The organism is Lichenihabitans sp. PAMC28606 (assembly GCF_020616535.1).
Taxonomy (GTDB): domain Bacteria; phylum Pseudomonadota; class Alphaproteobacteria; order Rhizobiales; family Beijerinckiaceae; genus Lichenihabitans; species Lichenihabitans psoromatis.
The window spans coordinates 2,661,687-2,678,504 of the sequence record NZ_CP085136.1; the positions used below are offsets into that span (position 1 = coordinate 2,661,687).

The following is a 16,818-nucleotide window of genomic DNA, read 5'->3' on the forward strand; positions in this document are numbered from 1 at the left end:
AACAGCCGTGGCCGTGCCGCCCGGCAGAGATCAGGTAAACTTGATGTGGGTCGTGTCGATGCCACTGACCTGGATCGTCTGGCTCGTGGTGCCCGAGTTGAGATACAGGGTCGAGTAGCTGCCGTGGTCGGTGATGGTCGACTGGCTGGCCGAATAGCCCTTGATATCGAGCGTCGTGGTCGAGCCGTTGCCGTTCGCCGACACAACCGAGTTGTTCGACGCGCCGACGATGAGCGCGTCGACCCCGGTCCCGCCCGACAAGGTATCGTTGCCGCCGCCCGAAATAAGCGTGTTGTTGCCCGAGAGCGCGAAGATATCGTCGTTCCCCGTGCCGCCCGAGAGCGTATCGCTCGCCGTGCTGCTGAAACCACCCTCCAGCGTGCTGCCACCGCTACCAGCCTGAAGAAGCGAATGGCTCGCAGTGGCCGCGCCCTTCAGGAAATCGTTGCCCGTTCCACCCGTCAGCGTATTGGCGCCGCTGCCGGCGTAGAGGAAGTTGTTGCCGGCCGACACGCTCAGGCTGTCGTTGCCGCTGCCGCCGTACAAGGTATCGCTCGACCCTGTCGTCGATCCGCCCGTCAAAACGTTATTGCCGGCATGCACATAAAGAAGGTCGCTACCGGTCCCGCCGTTCAACGTGTCATGCGAGGTTGACGAGAAGCCGCCATTCATCGTGCTTCCGCCGCTTCCGGCGTTCAGCAGACTCTGGCCGCCACCGAACATCATGTCGTGACCCGCACCACCCGTCAGGGTGCTGGCGCCCGAGCCAGCCACCAGAAGGTTGTTGCCGGCGCTGACCGTCAAGCTGTCGCTGCCGCTGCCGCCGTAAAGCGAGTCGCTTGAGCCGTTGGATGACCCGCCGATCAGAACGTTGTTGCCCGAGTGAACAAAAATATCGTCGCTGCCCGCGCCCCCAACCAGCGTGTCGTGTGCGGCCGCCGCGAAGCCACCGTTCAGCATGCTGTTGCCACTGCCGGCAATCATCAAAGCATGGCTGGCCCCGTCGAAACCGGTCAGCGTATCGTTGCCCGTGCCGCCCTGAAGCGTGCTGGCACCCGATCCTGCATAGAGCTTGTTGTCGCCGGCCGTGACCGTGAGCGAGTCGCTCCCGCTACCGCCGTAAAGGGTGTCGTGCGCGCTGGAGTTGGACCCGCCAATCAGGGTGTTGTTGCCCTGCTGAACAGAAATGTCGTTCGTTCCGGTCGCGCCGTAGCTCGAACCCAACGACCCACTGCCGCCGATCAGCGTGTCGGCCGCCGTCGCCGAAAGGCCACCGAACAGGACGTTATTGCCGTTTCCACCATAAATGACCGACTTGCCACCACCGACCAGAACGTCGTCTCCGGCGCCGCCGATCACAGTGTCGCTGGCCGTGCCAAAGATCTGCAACGACGCCGAAAGATCGCTGATTGCGATCACGGCCGGTGACGCAGTTTGCAGGACCACGCCGCCCTGCGCTTGTCCGTTGATATCCACGAAATTGACGCCGGCCGTTTCGGTGAGCTTGCCGCTCGCATCGAAGGTCGGCGCACTATCTGCCGCCAGCGGCTTCGCGAGGGTCGGATAGAGATTCGCGCTCTTGAGAGCACGCTCAACAGCAGCCTGAACCGACGGAGACACGGTTGCCTGCAATTCGGCGCTTAACTGCGCCTGAGTGAAGTAGGTTGCCATTGCTGATTTCCCTCGAAGCGCCGCGGAAATATTTCAATGCAGCATAGGCTTGTTAAACGACCTACTGCCGTTACGTCAATCGACAACATGACGTAACGGCAATCTTTTTCGCACCTGCGGTAGATCAGCCGATTCAGAGTTAAGTCGACGTTTATTCTAAAGACAGAACTAGAACGAAAGATCTTTCATCTCACGCATCTCGACGGGCACTATTCGATCACAGCTTTGCTTATGGAACGCGCAATTGCCTGAAAGAGCGGCTTGATTTCGCGTGAAGATTGCGATCGCTACGTTTGTGAGCGGCATGAAGTGCGATCCTGAGCATCCGCTTGTGCCGCCGAACACCACATCTCGCACGTCCCGCATTGCAGCATCAGCCGCCCAGATTCAATTCGGGAGGTTGGCATCCGGAAGCGGTTTCGCGGCGGCATCTTCGGCCAGGATGCCAAGCAGGTATTTACCATAGGTGCTCTTGATCAAGGCCTCGCCCAAACGCTGCAATTGAGCAGCGTCGATCCAACCTTGCACGAAGGCGATTTCTTCCGGACAGGCAATGCGGAAGCCTTGGCGACGCTCGAAGACGCGCACGAACTCGGCCGCTTCGAGCAGGCTATCGGGCGTGCCCGTGTCGAGCCAGGCGAAGCCGCGCCCCATCCGCTCGACGCGCAGATCACCGCGATCGAGGTAAATCTGGTTGACGTCGGTGATCTCATATTCGCCGCGCGGCGACGGTTTGAGGCTTCGGGCGATCTCGACCACTTCGGCGTCGTAAAAATAAAGCCCTGTCACGGCCCAGTTCGACTTCGGTTTGGTCGGCTTCTCCTCGATCGAGGTGGCGCGGCCCTCCGTATCGAAGTCCACGACCCCATATCGCTCGGGATCGGTCACGTGATAGGCGAAAACGGTTGCGCCATTCTCCCGCGCCAGCGCCGGCTTCATCAACTGCGGCAAACCATGTCCGTAGAAGACGTTGTCGCCCAGAATCAGGGTCGAGGGCTCACCGCCGATGAAATCCGCCCCGATCACGAAGGCCTGGGCGAGACCGTTCGGCTGCGCCTGCTCCTCATAGACAAGCCGGAGGCCCCATTGCGATCCATCGCCGAGCATCCGCTTGAAATGGGGCAGATCATGCGGCGTCGAGATCAAGAGAATATCGCGGATGCCCGCCAACATCAGGGTCGACAGCGGATAATAGATCATCGGCTTGTCGTAGATCGGCAATAATTGCTTCGACATGATGTTCGTCATCGGATGCAGCCGCGTTCCGCTGCCTCCGGCCAGGATGATGCCGCGCATGGTCAGACCGTTCTTTCGTTGCGAGGATCGGAAGTTGAGGATGATTCGGCCAGCAGCGTGTCGACGCATGTCGCTAGCGAATTTTGCCAAGGCGGCATGACCAGGCCGTAGACCGACGCGAGCTTGCCGCCATCGAGCCGCGAATTTGCAGGGCGCTTCGCCGGCGTCGGGTAATCGGAGGTCGCGATCCGCCGCACCGTCGCATGCGGCCCGTTCTGCACGGCGGAGCGAGCGAAAATGGCTTCCGCGACATCGGCCCAGACGGCTTCACCCGTCGCCGCCATGTGAAATCGTCCAAACAGGTTCGCGGCCGCATCCGGTTCGGCAGCGGTGCGCTTCGCGACCGCGATCAGCACCCGGGCGATATCGATCGCGGAGGTGGGGCATCCATGCTGGTCGGCCACCACCCCGACCTCGTCGCGCGTCGCGGCGAGCCGCAGCATCGTCTTGACGAAGTTCTGGCCGAATGGCGAAAAGACCCATGCGGTCCGCAAGATGACGTGGCGGGGATTTGAGGCTGCGGCCGCCACCTCGCCCGCGAGCTTGCTGCGGCCGTAGACGCCGAGCGGGCCGGTCGGATCATCCTCGCGATAGGGACGGAGGGCCGTGCCGTCGAAGACATAATCGGTCGAGATCTGGAGCACCGGAACGCCCGCCTGCGCGGCCGCGGCCGCCACCGCGCCGGCGCCGCGTCCATTCACGGCGTCGGCCAGGTCGGCCTCACCCTCGGCCTTGTCGACCGCCGTATAGGCGGCGGCATTGATGACGACATCCGGTTCTGCCGCCAGGATCGCGGGCGCGATCGTCTCGGGTTTGGCAAGATCGAGGGTTGGTCGACCAAGCGCCACGATCGTGACGCCTTCCTCCGCACCGATCGACAGCAGCGCGCGAACGACCTGCCCGTCTTGTCCCGTTACGACGATACGCATGGATACCCCTTGTCGAAATACGGCCGCCAGCAGCCCCCAGCCATGGCGTCAGGGCTTGGCCAGGCCCAGTCGTTCGCCGGCGTAAACGCCTGCGCGGAGGGGCTGCCACCACCAGCCATTGTCGAGATACCATTCGATCGTCCGGCGGATACCGGTCTCGAATGTCTCCTGCGCGCGCCAGCCAAGCTCCGTTTCGAGCTTGGTCGCATCGATCGCATAGCGATGGTCATGGCCGGGCCGGTCGGTCACGAAGGTGATGAGGTCGCGACGCGGGGTCGCTGCGGGCCGCAGATCGTCGAGCACGTCGCAGATGGTCTCGACCACATGCAGATTGCTGCGTTCGTTTCGGCCGCCGACGTTATACGTCTCGCCCACCCGGCCGCTGCGGACGATCGTCCACAGCGCGCGGGCATGATCCTCGACGAACAGCCAGTCGCGGATGTTACTGCCATCGCCATAGACGGGAAGCGGCCGCCCCTCGAGCGCGTTGAGGACAATCAGGGGGATCAGCTTCTCGGGAAAATGGAACGGCCCATAATTGTTGGAGCAGTTCGAAATCACCACAGGAAGCCCGTAGGTTCGCATCCACGCCATAGCGAGATGGTCGGATGCCGCCTTGCTTGCCGAATAGGGCGAGCTCGGGTCGTAGGGCGTTGTTTCCTTGAACAACCCGGTCTCGCCGAGCGAACCATAGACCTCGTCGGTCGACACATGCAGGAACCGGAAGCTTTGCCGATCGGCCTCCGACAGGCCGGACCAATAAGCTCGTGCCGCCTCGAGCAGCGTGAAGGTGCCGACGATATTGGTCTCGATGAAATCCTTGGATCCGGTGATCGACCGATCGACATGGCTCTCGGCCGCCAGATGCATCACGGCATCCGGGCGGAACGAGGCGAAGATGGCGTCGAGCGCCGGGCGGTCCACGATGTCGGCTTGCTCGAACCGGTAGTTCGGCCGGTTCTCGACGGCCCGCAGGGATGCCAGATTGCCCGCATAGGTGAGTTTGTCGAGATTGAGCACCTCGACATCGGCCTCGCCCGCCAACATCCGGACCACAGCCGAACCGATGAACCCGGCACCGCCGGTGACGATGACCCGCTTCATCGGGTGCTCATTGAGTTGGCCTCATAGGTGAAGACGGCGGGCAGGTCGGCGAGAACGGGCAGCTTGGTGTCCTTGTCGGACAGGACGGCGCCGCCGGCGCCGAGCGGCCACGCGATGCCGAGGGCCGGGTCGTTCCACAGGATGCCGCCATCGTCGGCGGGGCTGTAGGGGTTGGTTACCTTATAGGCCACCAACGTGTCCGGCTCGAGCGTGCAATAGCCATGGGCAAAACCGGGCGGCACCCAGAGTTGATCGCCATCGACGCCGTCGAGACGCGCCCAGACATGGCGGCCGAATGTCGGCGACCCCTGCCGGATATCAACCGCAACGTCGAAGATCGCGCCTCTTATGGCGCGGATCAGCTTGCCTTGCGCGGTCGGAGGCCGTTGGAAGTGCAGGCCACGCAACGTCCCAACCGCTCCGGACAGGGCCTCGTTGTCCTGCACGAAATCGAGAGCCGCAACCTGCTCCCGGAACATCCGGGCACTGAAGGTCTCGGAGAAATAGCCACGGGGGTCGCCAAAGCGACGCGGGCGAATCCGAACCACATCAGGAATATCAAGTTTCTCGACGATCATGCGCTCTCGATCCAGTTTGGAACAAACTCTTATTCAGCGTGCCAAAGCCGGTCAATACTGGTCGAAAATGAATTGCCGGTAACACAGGCCGGTCAGAGCCCTATGAACAAAGCTGGCCAACAAGCCGAGATGACGTGACGACGCTACATCTTACGTTGCGTCAAACGCCCGTGCTTTTAGAAGTCTACACGAACAACTCATGAATGAGTGTGCCGGCGAAGAACGACGCGACCTCCTTTGGCTCAGCGGCCGGCATCATCAAAACCGCCCAGAGATCGAACGAAGCGCCCGGCATGACGCGGGTTTCGGCGAAACCGGCCGCCATGGCGCGCTTGCCGATCAGGTCGATCGTCATCCCGGTATGATGCGCCATATAGGTTTGACCTGCCGCGATCGAGGCCGAATGGCCAAACAGCATGTCGAGCGCCGTGATCGGGCCGGAGGGCGAAATATAGGCCACGTCTTCGGCGCCTTTGGTCAGCATCAAGCGGACGACCGCGGTCAGGTCCGGACAGGTCAACAAAACGAACCCGTCCGGCTTGAGGATCCGCCGGAATTCGGTCAGGGCCGGCACCACCTCGTGTGTATGCAGATGCTCGATGGCGTGGGAGGACCAGATCGCATCGAAGGTGCGATCCGGTATGATACTCCGCATATCGATAATCGAACCGACAAGATCGGGCCGCGTTCGCGGATCGATATCGAGCCGCACCTCGTCCCATGTCTGTGGCGTGAAATTGCGAAACAGCTTATCGGCATTGGTCGGGCCTGAACCGGCGTTCAGCACACGCTTCCGATGGGAGGCCGCCTCGTGGCCGCTCTTTTCATCGAGGACGCGATCGGAACCAGTGGTCGAGGGATTGAGCATCTAGAATCCTGGAGGCACGGATGCGGGCGCGGGCGGATCGGGTTGCCTCGCGGCGCGTTCGCGGGGTGTACAGGCGAGGCCCGAATAGGGTCGTGGCCCTAACGACAGCATCGGAGTGTAGAACGGATCGTTGATCAGATCGTTTCCCCAACGAGAGCGTAGCCGGGAAAGGTCCATGTCGTCTGATCGCCATGGATCGTCCCCCGGCATCGAAGACGTCGATGTCTGCTCATGCATGGTCACCCTGGCGTGGGGCGTCATGACCAGTCGAGCGCCGAGTTGGCGAGCGCGAAGGCCGTAATCGACGTCCGCATAGCGTGCGGAAAAGCATGCGGCATCGAAGCCGTTCAGCCGGACGAACAAGCTGCGCCGCGTCAGGAGGCATTGCGCCGACACGCCACCGACCTGATGCGCCACATGGAGCATGTCGGCATAACCCGGATCGTCCTGGCGACGGTCGCTTGCGGCATCGGCGACCGAAAACCGGGGCCCGAGCACATATCCGGCGTGTCGGACGAGGCCCGAAGGCGCGATCAGCACGGCTCCCACGACCCCCGTCTCGGGCGCGGCCATCCGGCCGACCATGTCGTCGAGCCAACCTGGTTGCCGGCACTCTGCGCCGTCATCGAGGAACAGCAGCAAATCGCCTTTGGCCTGCACAGCTCCCAGATTGTGAAGGCCGGCCAAGCCAAGCGGGGCCGGTTCCCGGATCAGGCGAATCCCGGCTGTCGTCAGCGTCTCGAGAAAGCTCCGCGTCTCGTCCAAAAGCGATCCACCGTCGACCACGACCACCTCGAACGGGGTGTCGCGCAGCGTCTGATGCAAGGACACGAGGCAGCGTTGCAGCGAAGCGGCGCGATCGCGCGTCGCAATCACGATCGAGATCAGGCGACGCTTCGCTGCGCGCGCCACGTGGACGGCCGGCAAGGCGCCCCCCGGGGTGATTTGAATCTGCCCGCTTTGCCCAGCCGCCCGCAAGCTGTCCGCGGAGGCCCGCGCCAAATACGGCGCGAGTTGGTCGATCGGGGGCAGGCGGAGGTCGGCCAGCAATCCCGGCACATGCACCGGCATCTCCGACGTGAGCCGCGATCGTCCGGCAGCCGCCGAAAACAGGGCGAAGAGGTCGCCGGCGCCGCCCCGCAGCAACGCGAGCGCGCGATGCCGGGACAGGGCGAAGAGATAGGCGCCGTAGCCCTGTTCGAGCGTTCGTTCGTGATCGAAGGCCGGAAAGGCGATCGGCCAGGTCAGGCCGTCGGATGCCACGAGCCCGATATCGCAATAGGCTAGCGGCGCGGCGGGATGATCGAGCAGTGCCGTTGAAAGGCGCTGGAGCGCATCAACCGAGAACACGGCTGTGGCGAGAGTGAACACCACCACGTCGCAGGCCTCGGCGTCGCGATCGAGAAACGTCGCGACCGCGGCAGGATCGAAGGTCGCTGGACCCTCGACCTCGTCGAAGACGGCGGCGGTCCAGGCCACATCCGCCGCTGGCGGCAGACTGTCGATCGCGGCCTCGGCGCCGATTTCGCCGACCAGAACGACCGCAACCGTCATCGAGCGCGTATCGATGCTGACCGCTTCGGCCTGCATGGCGAGCCGCCACGTCGCAAAATCGCTGAACGGAACCGATTGTGGGATCAACCGATCGTAGAGCGTGCCGCGCAGGGTTTCGGATGCGAGCGCACCGTGGATCGCAAGAAACCGCTCGAGCCCGTCCGCGAAGCCGACGACCGCGCACGGGCTTCCGTCGAGAACGCGCCCGCGATCATCCGTGACGTGAACATGCCGAACACGACCATCCGCGAGGGAGGCCGGAAGCGACAGCGCGAACGCGCGCAGCGGCTCATGCGTGCCGCCGCGATCGCGGCTCGACCAGGAGGCGGGGACGACCTCGCTCACGAGGATCCCATCGATCGTGGCGCGGACCGATCCAGGCGGTTGGTCGGGCTCGTAAGGCACCCAACCATCGAGGCCCAGCCCCCCGCTCCAGCGAACCCGCCCAGCGTCCAGCGGTATCGATGTCGGAGCGGCGGCGGTGGCCCACCGAAAGGCCGCGCCGAGAAGTCGATCCGTGTTGGCGAGGCGAACCGCCACGACGCTGCCGGCCTCGATCGAGGGCTCGAGCGCGAAGCCAAAACCATGACAACCATCGCCCATGTCGGCCGCATGAAGCGCCGGCTCATAGCGCGCCGCCCTTGCGATCGCGGCCACGAGCCCATCGATCACGAGTTCGACCACAAAACGACGTGACGGCATCGTGCGGTCGAGCACGAAACCCGTCACGGACCTGTTCGGGCCGACGCGGACCTCCGACCAGAGATCGGCATCGCGCTGCAGCGACGCGAGACGATCGTCAGCCTTCCTCTCGCTCATGCGGCGTGATCGAGGGCGGCATCGCGGCCGCTCGCCCACACCAGAAGCTCATCCGCGATGGTCTCGTCGCCCCGTCGAGGATCGAAGCAGAGATCGCCGTCCCGCAGCGGCATTTGACCGAACGACCAATCGAAATAGCTCATCGGCAGACCGGTCCTCTGCGCCACATCGTCGATCACCCCGAAGAATCCCGTCCGCTCGGGCAGAAACAGACGCCCGATCCCGTAGGCGTCGATAGCCTCATCGAGATCAGCGTCGTCCACCGGGCCGCTGACCATGATGTTGGCGGCGGCCATGAGCGATAGATCGGCCATGGCGTGGCCGAGAACCACCAGCCCGCAGCGGCTCCCGCGCGCACGAAACCGGCGCGCGATCGTGGTCAACATCCGATCGACAGAGGCGCTGGCATGCGGCACCAGAACACCGACTAAACCCTGTTCCGAGGCATGCGGGGATGCGGCACCGATGCTGGTCCCGGTTGCGAACCCCTGCAGAATGGGCTTGCCGACCATGCGGCGGGCGAAAGCGTCTGAAAGGCGGTCGACCGTCACGACCTGATCGGCCGCGTTCAGGGCGAGACGAAGCCGCGCCTGCGGGACGGCGGTGTCATCCTCAGGGATCGGAACCATCTGATCGCCCACGGGGTCTGGGGGCCGGACCGAGCCCGGCGCAAACCACTCGAGATCGCCGCAGAGAAGATCGAATGGCACTCCCCGATCGAGCAGAGCATGGAGCACGACGTCAGGGCAGGTTTTCGGGTCTGCCATCTCGATGCGGTCGATCGGCATGGCTCTCACGGTTGCGAGGGCCGCATCCCGCTCGTCGGTCTTGCCGAGCGCGAAGCGAAGGTTTTGCGGCGCGCCTCCGTCCGACCGGCGCATCGTCAGCGTCGGGCCCGACGCGCCCGGCCCCCATGCGAGAATGAGGCACGCGACGCCCATGGCCTGCAGCACCGCGGCGCGACGGCGCAGCACAAGCATGGGCTTGCCGGTTGGACCCGCGAGGATGCGGACGGCTTGGCTCGGCACCAACAGAGCCTCGATCCTGGCGCGCGCGGCCGCAAGCGGGTCTGCGGCCGCAAAGGCGGCCGATTGCGCGCGATAGTGCGGAAAGCGATGCTCGAGAATCCGCAGATTGCGCATCACCAAGGCGCGTTTGGAAGCGCCGAACGACAAGCTTCCGGCGTGGCCGACATAGACGCCGGTCGCGCAAAGGTTCCGCAAGCCCGCTTCTGCGGCCTGCAGGCAGAAGTCGACATCCTCGTAATAACCGCGTTCGTAAAGCTCGGGCAACGACCCGACCGCATCGAGGCAGCGACGCATGATATAAAGGCAGAATCCGATGCCGTTCGGCATGTCGACCACGCCCCATCCATTGCGCTCCCGCGCCGCGCGATCGATCGCGGCGATCTCGTCCAGGGCAGGCAGCGGAGACGCCCGATGGGCGAGCGGGAAGCTCGCCTCCTCACCATTGTTGGAGAAGGGCGTGACCGTTCCGACCCGGTCGGTCGCGTCGGCGACCTGCTTCAGATGCCGAATGGCATCGGGCGGCAACAGCGTGTCGGCATTGAGAAGCAGCACATCCCCGGCCTCGACCTCGCTCAAGGCCATGTTGACCGCACGGGCGAAGCCAAGATTGTGGGAGTTGCGGATGAGCCTCAATGCGCCACGGGATGCACGTCGATCGAGATCCTGGCGGATCGCGTCGTTCGGGCTTGCGTCGTCGACCGCGATGACGGCGAGGTCTCCATCGATCGCTTGAGCCTCGAGGCTGTCGAGGCAGGCCCGCGTCGCGGCAGCGTCCTCGTAAACCGGCACCACGACCGTGACACACGGGCGAGCAACGCGACCGCTTGGATCCAAAGGCCCAACGGGTCCGCGCGGCACCGCAGGTTGCGCTAAAGTCTGCTCGAGCAAGATGGTGGTGGCGACGCCATCCGCGCGGACGAGGTCGACCGCGACGGGGGTTGAGCCGCAGTCGATCCGAATCGAGGCGGCAGCGCCGGCAGCGCTTGCGAGCTTATGCCCGACATCGGGGCGGATCGTGACATCGTCCGCCATGCTGGAACCACCGACGACATGGAGTTGCACGGGATCGTGGCCGCTCCAGGCCACCCAGCCCACAACGCTGCCGCCCTGCGATCGCAACACGCCGGTCGCCATCGGCCCTGCTGCGCGAAGAGCCTGAAGCGCCAGGGCCAGATCATCCGGGTCGAGACTTCGCAACAGCGAGGCGGCGGCAGTGTTGCGTTGACCGGCCTCGAGCGACCATCGCAGCAGGGCGCGATTGACGCCTCGGTCGGTCGGATCGAGATCGGCCGCCCGGTCGAGATCGGCAAGCGCGCGGTCGAGTCCCCGCCAAAGACGCAAGGCTTCAAAGCGGAGCAACCGACCCAAAGCGGCCGACGGATCGATGCGGCACAAGCGATCGGCGAAGGCGAAAGCCTGATCGGGACGGCCATCGGCGAGCCGCGACGACGCCATGACGGCCAGCACGTCGCGATGCCGTCGAGGATCGAAGAATGCGGCGTCGAGGTCATCCAAGGCTGAAACGATCATCCAGGCCGGCTCCACCCTTCCACAGGCCACCAACACGATGTGGCCGATGTGACCTATTCTGATACGCCATGTATAGAAGAGATCGATATGCGGCTTTCGGCATGATCTGTCCATGCCGCCACAGCATGCAAGTCGTTCCGCACGAGATCACATCTTGTCGGGATTGTGGTTGTGGATAGACTGACGTTGCGTTAATCGTGTCGTGAAGGGTTTGCGGCTGTGCCGATCAGGCACTCCCGCGACATCAGCGACGGCGATGAGCTTCGGAGTGCCAATGTCGATTGGCCGGCCGTGACACACGATCGTTCTGTTGCGACCTCACTGCCCCAGGGGAGTCTTCATATGTCGTTCGATGTGGACCAGGCTTCGGAACGAACGTCGTCGATCGCCGTCTCGCGCGGGCTCTTCGCATTGCGCTACACCGATAGCGCTGCCGGAGCGGGCGGCCCGATCGCCTTTGTGCGCCAGGGTCCGGGATCGGAAGCGACGATACGACTGATCCCCTATCCAGGCGACGCGCCCGGCCGCTTGGAAGGCGCCGGTAGTTGCATGGTCGTGGTGGCCGAGCAGCCCGGCAATTTGCAGATCACCGTCAGGCGGCGCGACCGGAGCAACAGTCTCAACGCGACGTTTCAGCTCCAGGGTCTCGACGAACGCAAGTCGACCCGCATGGAGGGCACGCCGGTCGTCTCCGACATGACCGGTCAGGGGAGCGACCCGATCGTCTCCGGGGCGCCGGGCCTCCGCATGTTTGCCCATGTGGCGCGGCAAGGCGATGTCGAAGCTCGCGACGGACAATGGATTGCCGGCCCGAACGCGCCGGCGCCGATCGAGGGCATCGAAATCCGCCTCGATACGCAAGAGTTCGACATCGAGACGCAAGTTCTGGTTGGCGGGCGGTGGTCCCGCTGGATCGGATCACGCAGCTATGTGGGAACGAAGGGACGCGCGATCCCCCTCACAGGACTGCGCTTCCGGCTGGTCGGCGACGCCGGGGCGAATGCGGCCATCGAAGCCGAGTGCCTGTTTCTCGGATCCGCCATCCAGTCCCGGTCCGGCCAACAGATCGAACTGGTTGGTTCGAGCGGTGCCGACCCGTTGGTCGGCATCAAGATCGGTTTACGCTTGGCCTCCTCTCGCGCCGCCGGATCGATCGCGCAGCCCATGGTGGCCCAGCCCATGCCGACCCCATCACAGTCATTGCCGCAGGCTGCCGCGCCCTCTCCCGCTCAAAAGCCCGCGCGGGTTCGCGTCTTCCGCGCCAGCGAAGCCCGATCGTCCTAAGGGCAAGGCAAGCGGCGGGGCCGACCTCCGAACGATCACGAAAGCGAGACAGATCCATTCACCCGACATCGCGTTCGATCCGACTTAAAAACGCGAGCCGCATTGTGGTGACAGAGCCGCAGATCACCGCGATCGCGGCGGGTGCCGCTCAGTGCAGCGGTCTCGAATGAACGTTTTATTCGTCCACAACAATTTCCCTGCACAATTCAGGAACTTGGCCGAATCGCTGATCGACGATCCGGCCTATACGGTTGCGGCGATCGGATCGCAGACGGCGCAAGCTCTGCCGGGCTCACGGTTACAAACCTATTCGTTTGTCGCAAAGCCGAGTGTGGGGACGCATCCGTTCGCACGGCGGTTCGACATCGAATGTCGACGCGCCGAGCATGTGCTCTACGCCGCCATCGCGCTCAAGCAATCCGGCTTCATGGCCGATGTGATCGTCGTTCATTGCGGCTGGGGCGAGAGCCTGCCGCTCCGCTCCGTCTTCCCGTCCGCCAGGATCGTGGTCTATTGCGAGTTCTATTATCGGTTCGACGGCCTCGATGTGCATTTCGATCCGGAAAGCCCGCGCTTCGGCACCGATGGACAAATTCTGCTCCATGCCAAAAACGCCTCGACGCTGCTGGCCCTGGCAGAGGCCGATCTCGGCATCTCGCCCACGGCGTGGCAGCGCTCCACCTACCCGCTCGAGCTCCAAAGCAAGATCAAGGTCTGCCACGAGGGTGTCGATACCAAGCTCATCAAGCCCAACGCCGCGGCGTCGCTGCAGCTTCCGTCAGGCCGCATTCTGACCAAAGCAGACCGCGTCGTGACCTATGTGGCGCGGAGCCTCGAACCGCATCGCGGCTTTCACATCTTCATGCGGGCCCTGCCGCAGATCCTCAGCCAAAACCCGGAAGCCCAGATCGTCGTGATCGGCGACAATGGCGTTTCCTATGGGGTCGATCCAGGCACCGGGTCGACCTGGAAAGACGCCATGCTGGCCGAGCTTGGCGATCGACTGGCGCTCGACCATGTGCATTTCCTCGGCCGCGTTCCCTATGACGTGTACCAAGCCACACTCCAGATCTCGACCGTCCACGTCTATCTGACCTATCCGTTCGTCCTGTCGTGGTCGCTGATCGAGGCGATGGCGACGGGGTGCTGCCTCGTCGCGTCCAATACCGCCCCGGTTCAGGAGGTGCTCAACGACGACAGCGCCATTCTGGTGCCATTCCTCGATCATGCCGCCCTCGCCGATGCGGTCGGGACCGTGCTGGCAAATCCTCAGGCCTTCGAGAGTCTTGGAACGCGAGCCCGCCTCGAAGCGCGAACCCGCTACGACAAGGGCATCCTGGTCCGGAAGATGCGGCGCCTTCTCGGGATGACGATGGATCCGCCGATCGTCACGGATTGAGACCCGTTACGACGCGAGACTGACGCACTCACCCGACGCTCCGATGAGCATCCAATGGGGCATGCCGCGCGCGATGATGTGCGGCGAGACCGGGATCACGACTTGGTGTCGATCGAAAATCGCATGGATCGGGATCGAAACCAGGGGCCAGGGCTGCGGCCCACCGGTCGCCAGCACGAGCCTGCGCCACACCTGGGTTGGGTTAAGATCATGCGTGTGAATCGACGCGCTCAGCACCATTTCGTGTCCGATGGTCGTGACATCGACGGACCAACGCGGAGCGACTTCGATCCCTGTGAGCGCGGGTGACGCGATGAGGCGCGCGATCGGGTCGGCATCGAACGGGAGGGCGGCGAGCAGCAGGCGCGGCGCAACCGGGCGGTCGATGGGGCGCATGTCGATGAAACAGATCGCCACCACGACGGCGGGCGTGTCGCCACACGCGGCAATCAGCTGCAAGGCGAACGGCCCAGATCGGGGGAGCGGGGGAGCATTCACATGAACCGCGTACCATTGCGTATCGGCCGGCACGATGGCCCGTACCGGCTGGCTGCTGGGATCGATGACGGCGCCGGCGTGATGCCAAACGGCCTGAAGGGTCGCCTCGACCGGCCGGGTCGCACCCGTCGCCTTCACCCAGATGGTCACGCCATGCCCCACCGGAACCATCTCCGGATAGGCGACGTGCAATACATGTCGAAGCGGGTCGTAGGCGGAGGTCCTCGTCGGATTGACGGGCCGGGGTGGCATCGGCTTCGGATGCCCCCGGCGCTCGCCGACGCGGCGCTCGGTCTGGCCTGAGTCGAGCATGATCGCTGCCGGGTCGTCGGCACCACGGACGGCATCGACGCCTCCGAGCGGCAGCGCCGCGCCCGCGGCCGTGAATTTATGCCGGACCACCACCTGACCCTCGTCGGTCAGATCGACCGCGTGGTTCAGTCCGAGGGCGCCACGGTCGCGTCGCAGCGGGAGTGAGCCGAAGAACGAGGCCTTGTCGTATTTCCGGACATATTCACGCGAAACGTCGGACCGCGTCCGGGCGCCGCCGCCGACCTCGATCATCTGGTCGAGATCCCACTTGTCCAAGAAGAGCTGCCAGCCCGCCTGACGGTCCCGCAAGGTCTTGTAGCCGCTGACCCGGGGATGATGATGGTCGGCCACCATCGTCGGCAGATAGGCGACCCGCAAGGGACTGAACCGCTTCAGGGTCAGAAAGAAATCCTCATGCTCGCCGTTCGATTTGAAGCGAGGGTCCCACCGGATCTTTGCCGAAAACAGGGCCTTGCGGACCACGAACCAATTCATCACGGCATCGACCAGGAAGTAGTCGACGCCCGCCCGCGAGCGGCCGACGGGTTGCGCCAGATAGATCGGGATCGAGAACAGAATGCGGTTGCGCTCGTCGTGTTCGAGGAAAAGCTCCCAGTAGCGGTTCACCCGCTGCGTCTCGTCCTGCGAGATATCGATCAGGCGGCCGCCGACCAGACCGATCTCGGGGTCGTGGTCCAGGATCGTGAAGGCGCCACCGAACGAGGTGTCGGGCGTCAGGATGAAGTCGTCGTCACAGATCACGAGATAGTCTTCGGCGCAGCGATCCACGATGGCGTTGCGCGCGACCGTGACGCCGCAATCGTAATCCATCCAGAGAACCTCGACGCCGCGTGAGGCGTAGAAATCCTGCATCGGGATCGTCGGCAGCGACTGGTCGGCCACGTAGATCACGGCGTCGGGAAACAGGCTGCGGATCGAGAGAATGAGCCGCTGCACCACGAACGGGCGGTCGATCGTCGCAAAGCCGATCGCAAATTGGCGGGAAAAGCTGGTTGGGGGCGCCGGATCGATCATCGACCGAGAACGAGTCCCTGCGAGGCGAACAGATAGCCGAGGTTGGAGGTGATTCGAAGCGACGTTCGGAAGGCCGCATCATTCGCATCGTCGAAAAGCTCGGCCCACGACCGCTCCGACGTCGGCACTTCGAGATCGGACCAAGCCGGCGTGGCGATCCCGTTCTGTCGGAGATAGCCCTGCACCACGAAAGTGGTGATGCCCTGCCAATACATGCGCCGACGGAACCAGGCTTTGGTGATGCGGTCGCTCGAAATCATATGCTGAACGCGGATATGCGGATCGAAGTAGAAGGTGCCACCATCACCCGCCAGCAGGATGTTGACGGCATTCTCGCCGGACAGCAAGTTCATCCCGATGCGTCCGAGCCGTTCGGGGAAGCCGCCGTGCTTCAACAGCGGCGCCTTGCGATAGGCGGAATTGACCTCGCAGATCCATTCCTCGGGCTTCAGCGTGATGGGATCCAAAGACCAGCCGAGACCCGCCGACAGCGGTTTCAACAACTCGTCGTCGAGCCAGTCCGGGCGAGGCGTCTCCCAGATCGGATCGATCTCGCCGCCCACCGCGACCGTTGCGGGAGGAGCTGCCTCGAACGCGCGGAGCAATTGATCGATCCAGCCGGGCGGCACGATGGCATCATCGTCGGTGAAGGCGCAGATGTCGTAGGCGGCCGCCGCAAGTCCGACGTTGCGGCTATTCGCCAAACCCTGACGAGCCTCGAACAAATAGCGGAAGTTTGGAAAACGGCCGCAGAATTCCTGCGCGACGTCGGCGGTCGTGTCGGTCGAATTATTGTCGACGATCAGCACCTCGAACGTGGTCGGCCCGCACGTCTGATGCGCCAGGGCGTTCAGGCACTGAAACAGAACGCCGGCGCGGTTGTAGGTGCAGACGATGACCGACACGCTCATCG

Annotated in this window: 12 protein-coding genes; 2 read left to right on the top strand and 10 right to left on the bottom strand. The window is 63.9% G+C overall.

Annotated elements, in window-relative coordinates; translation table 11 throughout:
* Window positions 1-30 precede the first annotated feature (30 nt).
* From LGH83_RS12585 to LGH83_RS12620, 8 genes are all read right to left on the bottom strand, one after another.
* A complete protein-coding gene (locus LGH83_RS12585; protein WP_227398967.1) occupies window positions 31-1,671 on the bottom strand; it encodes a beta strand repeat-containing protein in 1,641 nt (546 codons plus the stop codon).
* Window positions 1,672-2,058: 387 nt separating this feature from the next.
* The gene (gene rfbA / locus LGH83_RS12590) at window positions 2,059-2,967 is read right to left on the bottom strand and encodes a glucose-1-phosphate thymidylyltransferase RfbA (protein ID WP_227398968.1); all 909 of its coding nucleotides are present in this window, start codon (window positions 2,965-2,967) and stop codon (window positions 2,059-2,061) included.
* Between the two features lie 2 nt (window positions 2,968-2,969).
* A complete protein-coding gene (rfbD, locus tag LGH83_RS12595; RefSeq protein ID WP_227398969.1) occupies window positions 2,970-3,896 on the bottom strand; it encodes a dTDP-4-dehydrorhamnose reductase in 927 nt (308 codons plus the stop codon).
* A gap of 48 nt (window positions 3,897-3,944) precedes the next feature.
* On the bottom strand, window positions 3,945-5,000 hold the full coding sequence (gene rfbB, locus LGH83_RS12600) for a dTDP-glucose 4,6-dehydratase (protein WP_227398970.1): 1,056 nt from the start codon (window positions 4,998-5,000) through the stop codon (window positions 3,945-3,947).
* A complete protein-coding gene (rfbC, locus tag LGH83_RS12605) occupies window positions 4,997-5,578 on the bottom strand; it encodes a dTDP-4-dehydrorhamnose 3,5-epimerase (protein WP_227398971.1) in 582 nt (193 codons plus the stop codon). Before rfbC ends, rfbB begins: the two co-directional genes overlap by 4 nt.
* A 184-nt stretch (window positions 5,579-5,762) precedes the next feature.
* Window positions 5,763-6,446, bottom strand: coding sequence for a class I SAM-dependent methyltransferase (locus tag LGH83_RS12610; RefSeq protein ID WP_227398972.1), 684 nt, complete (start codon window positions 6,444-6,446; stop codon window positions 5,763-5,765).
* On the bottom strand, window positions 6,447-8,819 hold the full coding sequence (locus LGH83_RS12615; RefSeq protein WP_227398973.1) for a glycosyltransferase family 2 protein: 2,373 nt from the start codon (window positions 8,817-8,819) through the stop codon (window positions 6,447-6,449).
* Window positions 8,816-11,377, bottom strand: coding sequence for a glycosyltransferase family 2 protein (locus tag LGH83_RS12620; protein ID WP_227398974.1), 2,562 nt, complete (start codon window positions 11,375-11,377; stop codon window positions 8,816-8,818). The genes LGH83_RS12615 and LGH83_RS12620 overlap by 4 nt, the downstream gene beginning before the upstream one ends.
* A 342-nt stretch (window positions 11,378-11,719) precedes the next feature.
* Between LGH83_RS12620 and LGH83_RS12625 the strand changes: the two genes are divergently transcribed.
* Window positions 11,720-12,661: a hypothetical protein gene (locus tag LGH83_RS12625; RefSeq protein ID WP_227398975.1), complete on the top strand. Its 942-nt coding sequence runs from the start codon at window positions 11,720-11,722 to the stop codon at window positions 12,659-12,661.
* Window positions 12,662-12,827: 166 nt separating this feature from the next.
* Complete coding sequence (locus LGH83_RS12630) at window positions 12,828-14,060, top strand: glycosyltransferase (RefSeq protein ID WP_227398976.1); 1,233 nt, start codon at window positions 12,828-12,830, stop codon at window positions 14,058-14,060.
* A 6-nt stretch (window positions 14,061-14,066) separates the two neighbouring features.
* Here the strand turns inward: LGH83_RS12630 and LGH83_RS12635 are convergent, their stop codons facing one another.
* A complete protein-coding gene (locus LGH83_RS12635; RefSeq protein ID WP_227398977.1) occupies window positions 14,067-15,905 on the bottom strand; it encodes a glycosyltransferase family 2 protein in 1,839 nt (612 codons plus the stop codon).
* Complete coding sequence (locus LGH83_RS12640; protein ID WP_131114086.1) at window positions 15,902-16,816, bottom strand: glycosyltransferase; 915 nt, start codon at window positions 16,814-16,816, stop codon at window positions 15,902-15,904. The genes LGH83_RS12635 and LGH83_RS12640 overlap by 4 nt, the downstream gene beginning before the upstream one ends.
* Window positions 16,817-16,818: the final 2 nt, after the last annotated feature.

Excerpts from the sequence above, each read along its gene's own strand:
- rfbA (WP_227398968.1), bottom strand. The coding sequence starts at position 2,967 with ATGCGCGGCATCATCCTGGCCGGAGGCAGCGGAACGCGGCTGCATCCG.
- LGH83_RS12615 (WP_227398973.1), bottom strand. The coding sequence starts at position 8,819 with ATGAGCGAGAGGAAGGCTGACGATCGTCTCGCGTCGCTGCAGCGCGAT.
- LGH83_RS12640 (WP_131114086.1), bottom strand. The coding sequence starts at position 16,816 with ATGAGCGTGTCGGTCATCGTCTGCACCTACAACCGCGCCGGCGTTCTG.
- rfbD (WP_227398969.1), bottom strand. The coding sequence starts at position 3,896 with ATGCGTATCGTCGTAACGGGACAAGACGGGCAGGTCGTTCGCGCGCTG.
- LGH83_RS12610 (WP_227398972.1), bottom strand. The coding sequence starts at position 6,446 with ATGCTCAATCCCTCGACCACTGGTTCCGATCGCGTCCTCGATGAAAAG.
- rfbC (WP_227398971.1), bottom strand. The coding sequence starts at position 5,578 with ATGATCGTCGAGAAACTTGATATTCCTGATGTGGTTCGGATTCGCCCG.
- LGH83_RS12585 (WP_227398967.1), bottom strand. The coding sequence starts at position 1,671 with ATGGCAACCTACTTCACTCAGGCGCAGTTAAGCGCCGAATTGCAGGCA.
- LGH83_RS12630 (WP_227398976.1), top strand. The coding sequence starts at position 12,828 with ATGAACGTTTTATTCGTCCACAACAATTTCCCTGCACAATTCAGGAAC.
- LGH83_RS12635 (WP_227398977.1), bottom strand. The coding sequence starts at position 15,905 with ATGATCGATCCGGCGCCCCCAACCAGCTTTTCCCGCCAATTTGCGATC.
- rfbB (WP_227398970.1), bottom strand. The coding sequence starts at position 5,000 with ATGAAGCGGGTCATCGTCACCGGCGGTGCCGGGTTCATCGGTTCGGCT.
- LGH83_RS12620 (WP_227398974.1), bottom strand. The coding sequence starts at position 11,377 with ATGATCGTTTCAGCCTTGGATGACCTCGACGCCGCATTCTTCGATCCT.
- LGH83_RS12625 (WP_227398975.1), top strand. The coding sequence starts at position 11,720 with ATGTCGTTCGATGTGGACCAGGCTTCGGAACGAACGTCGTCGATCGCC.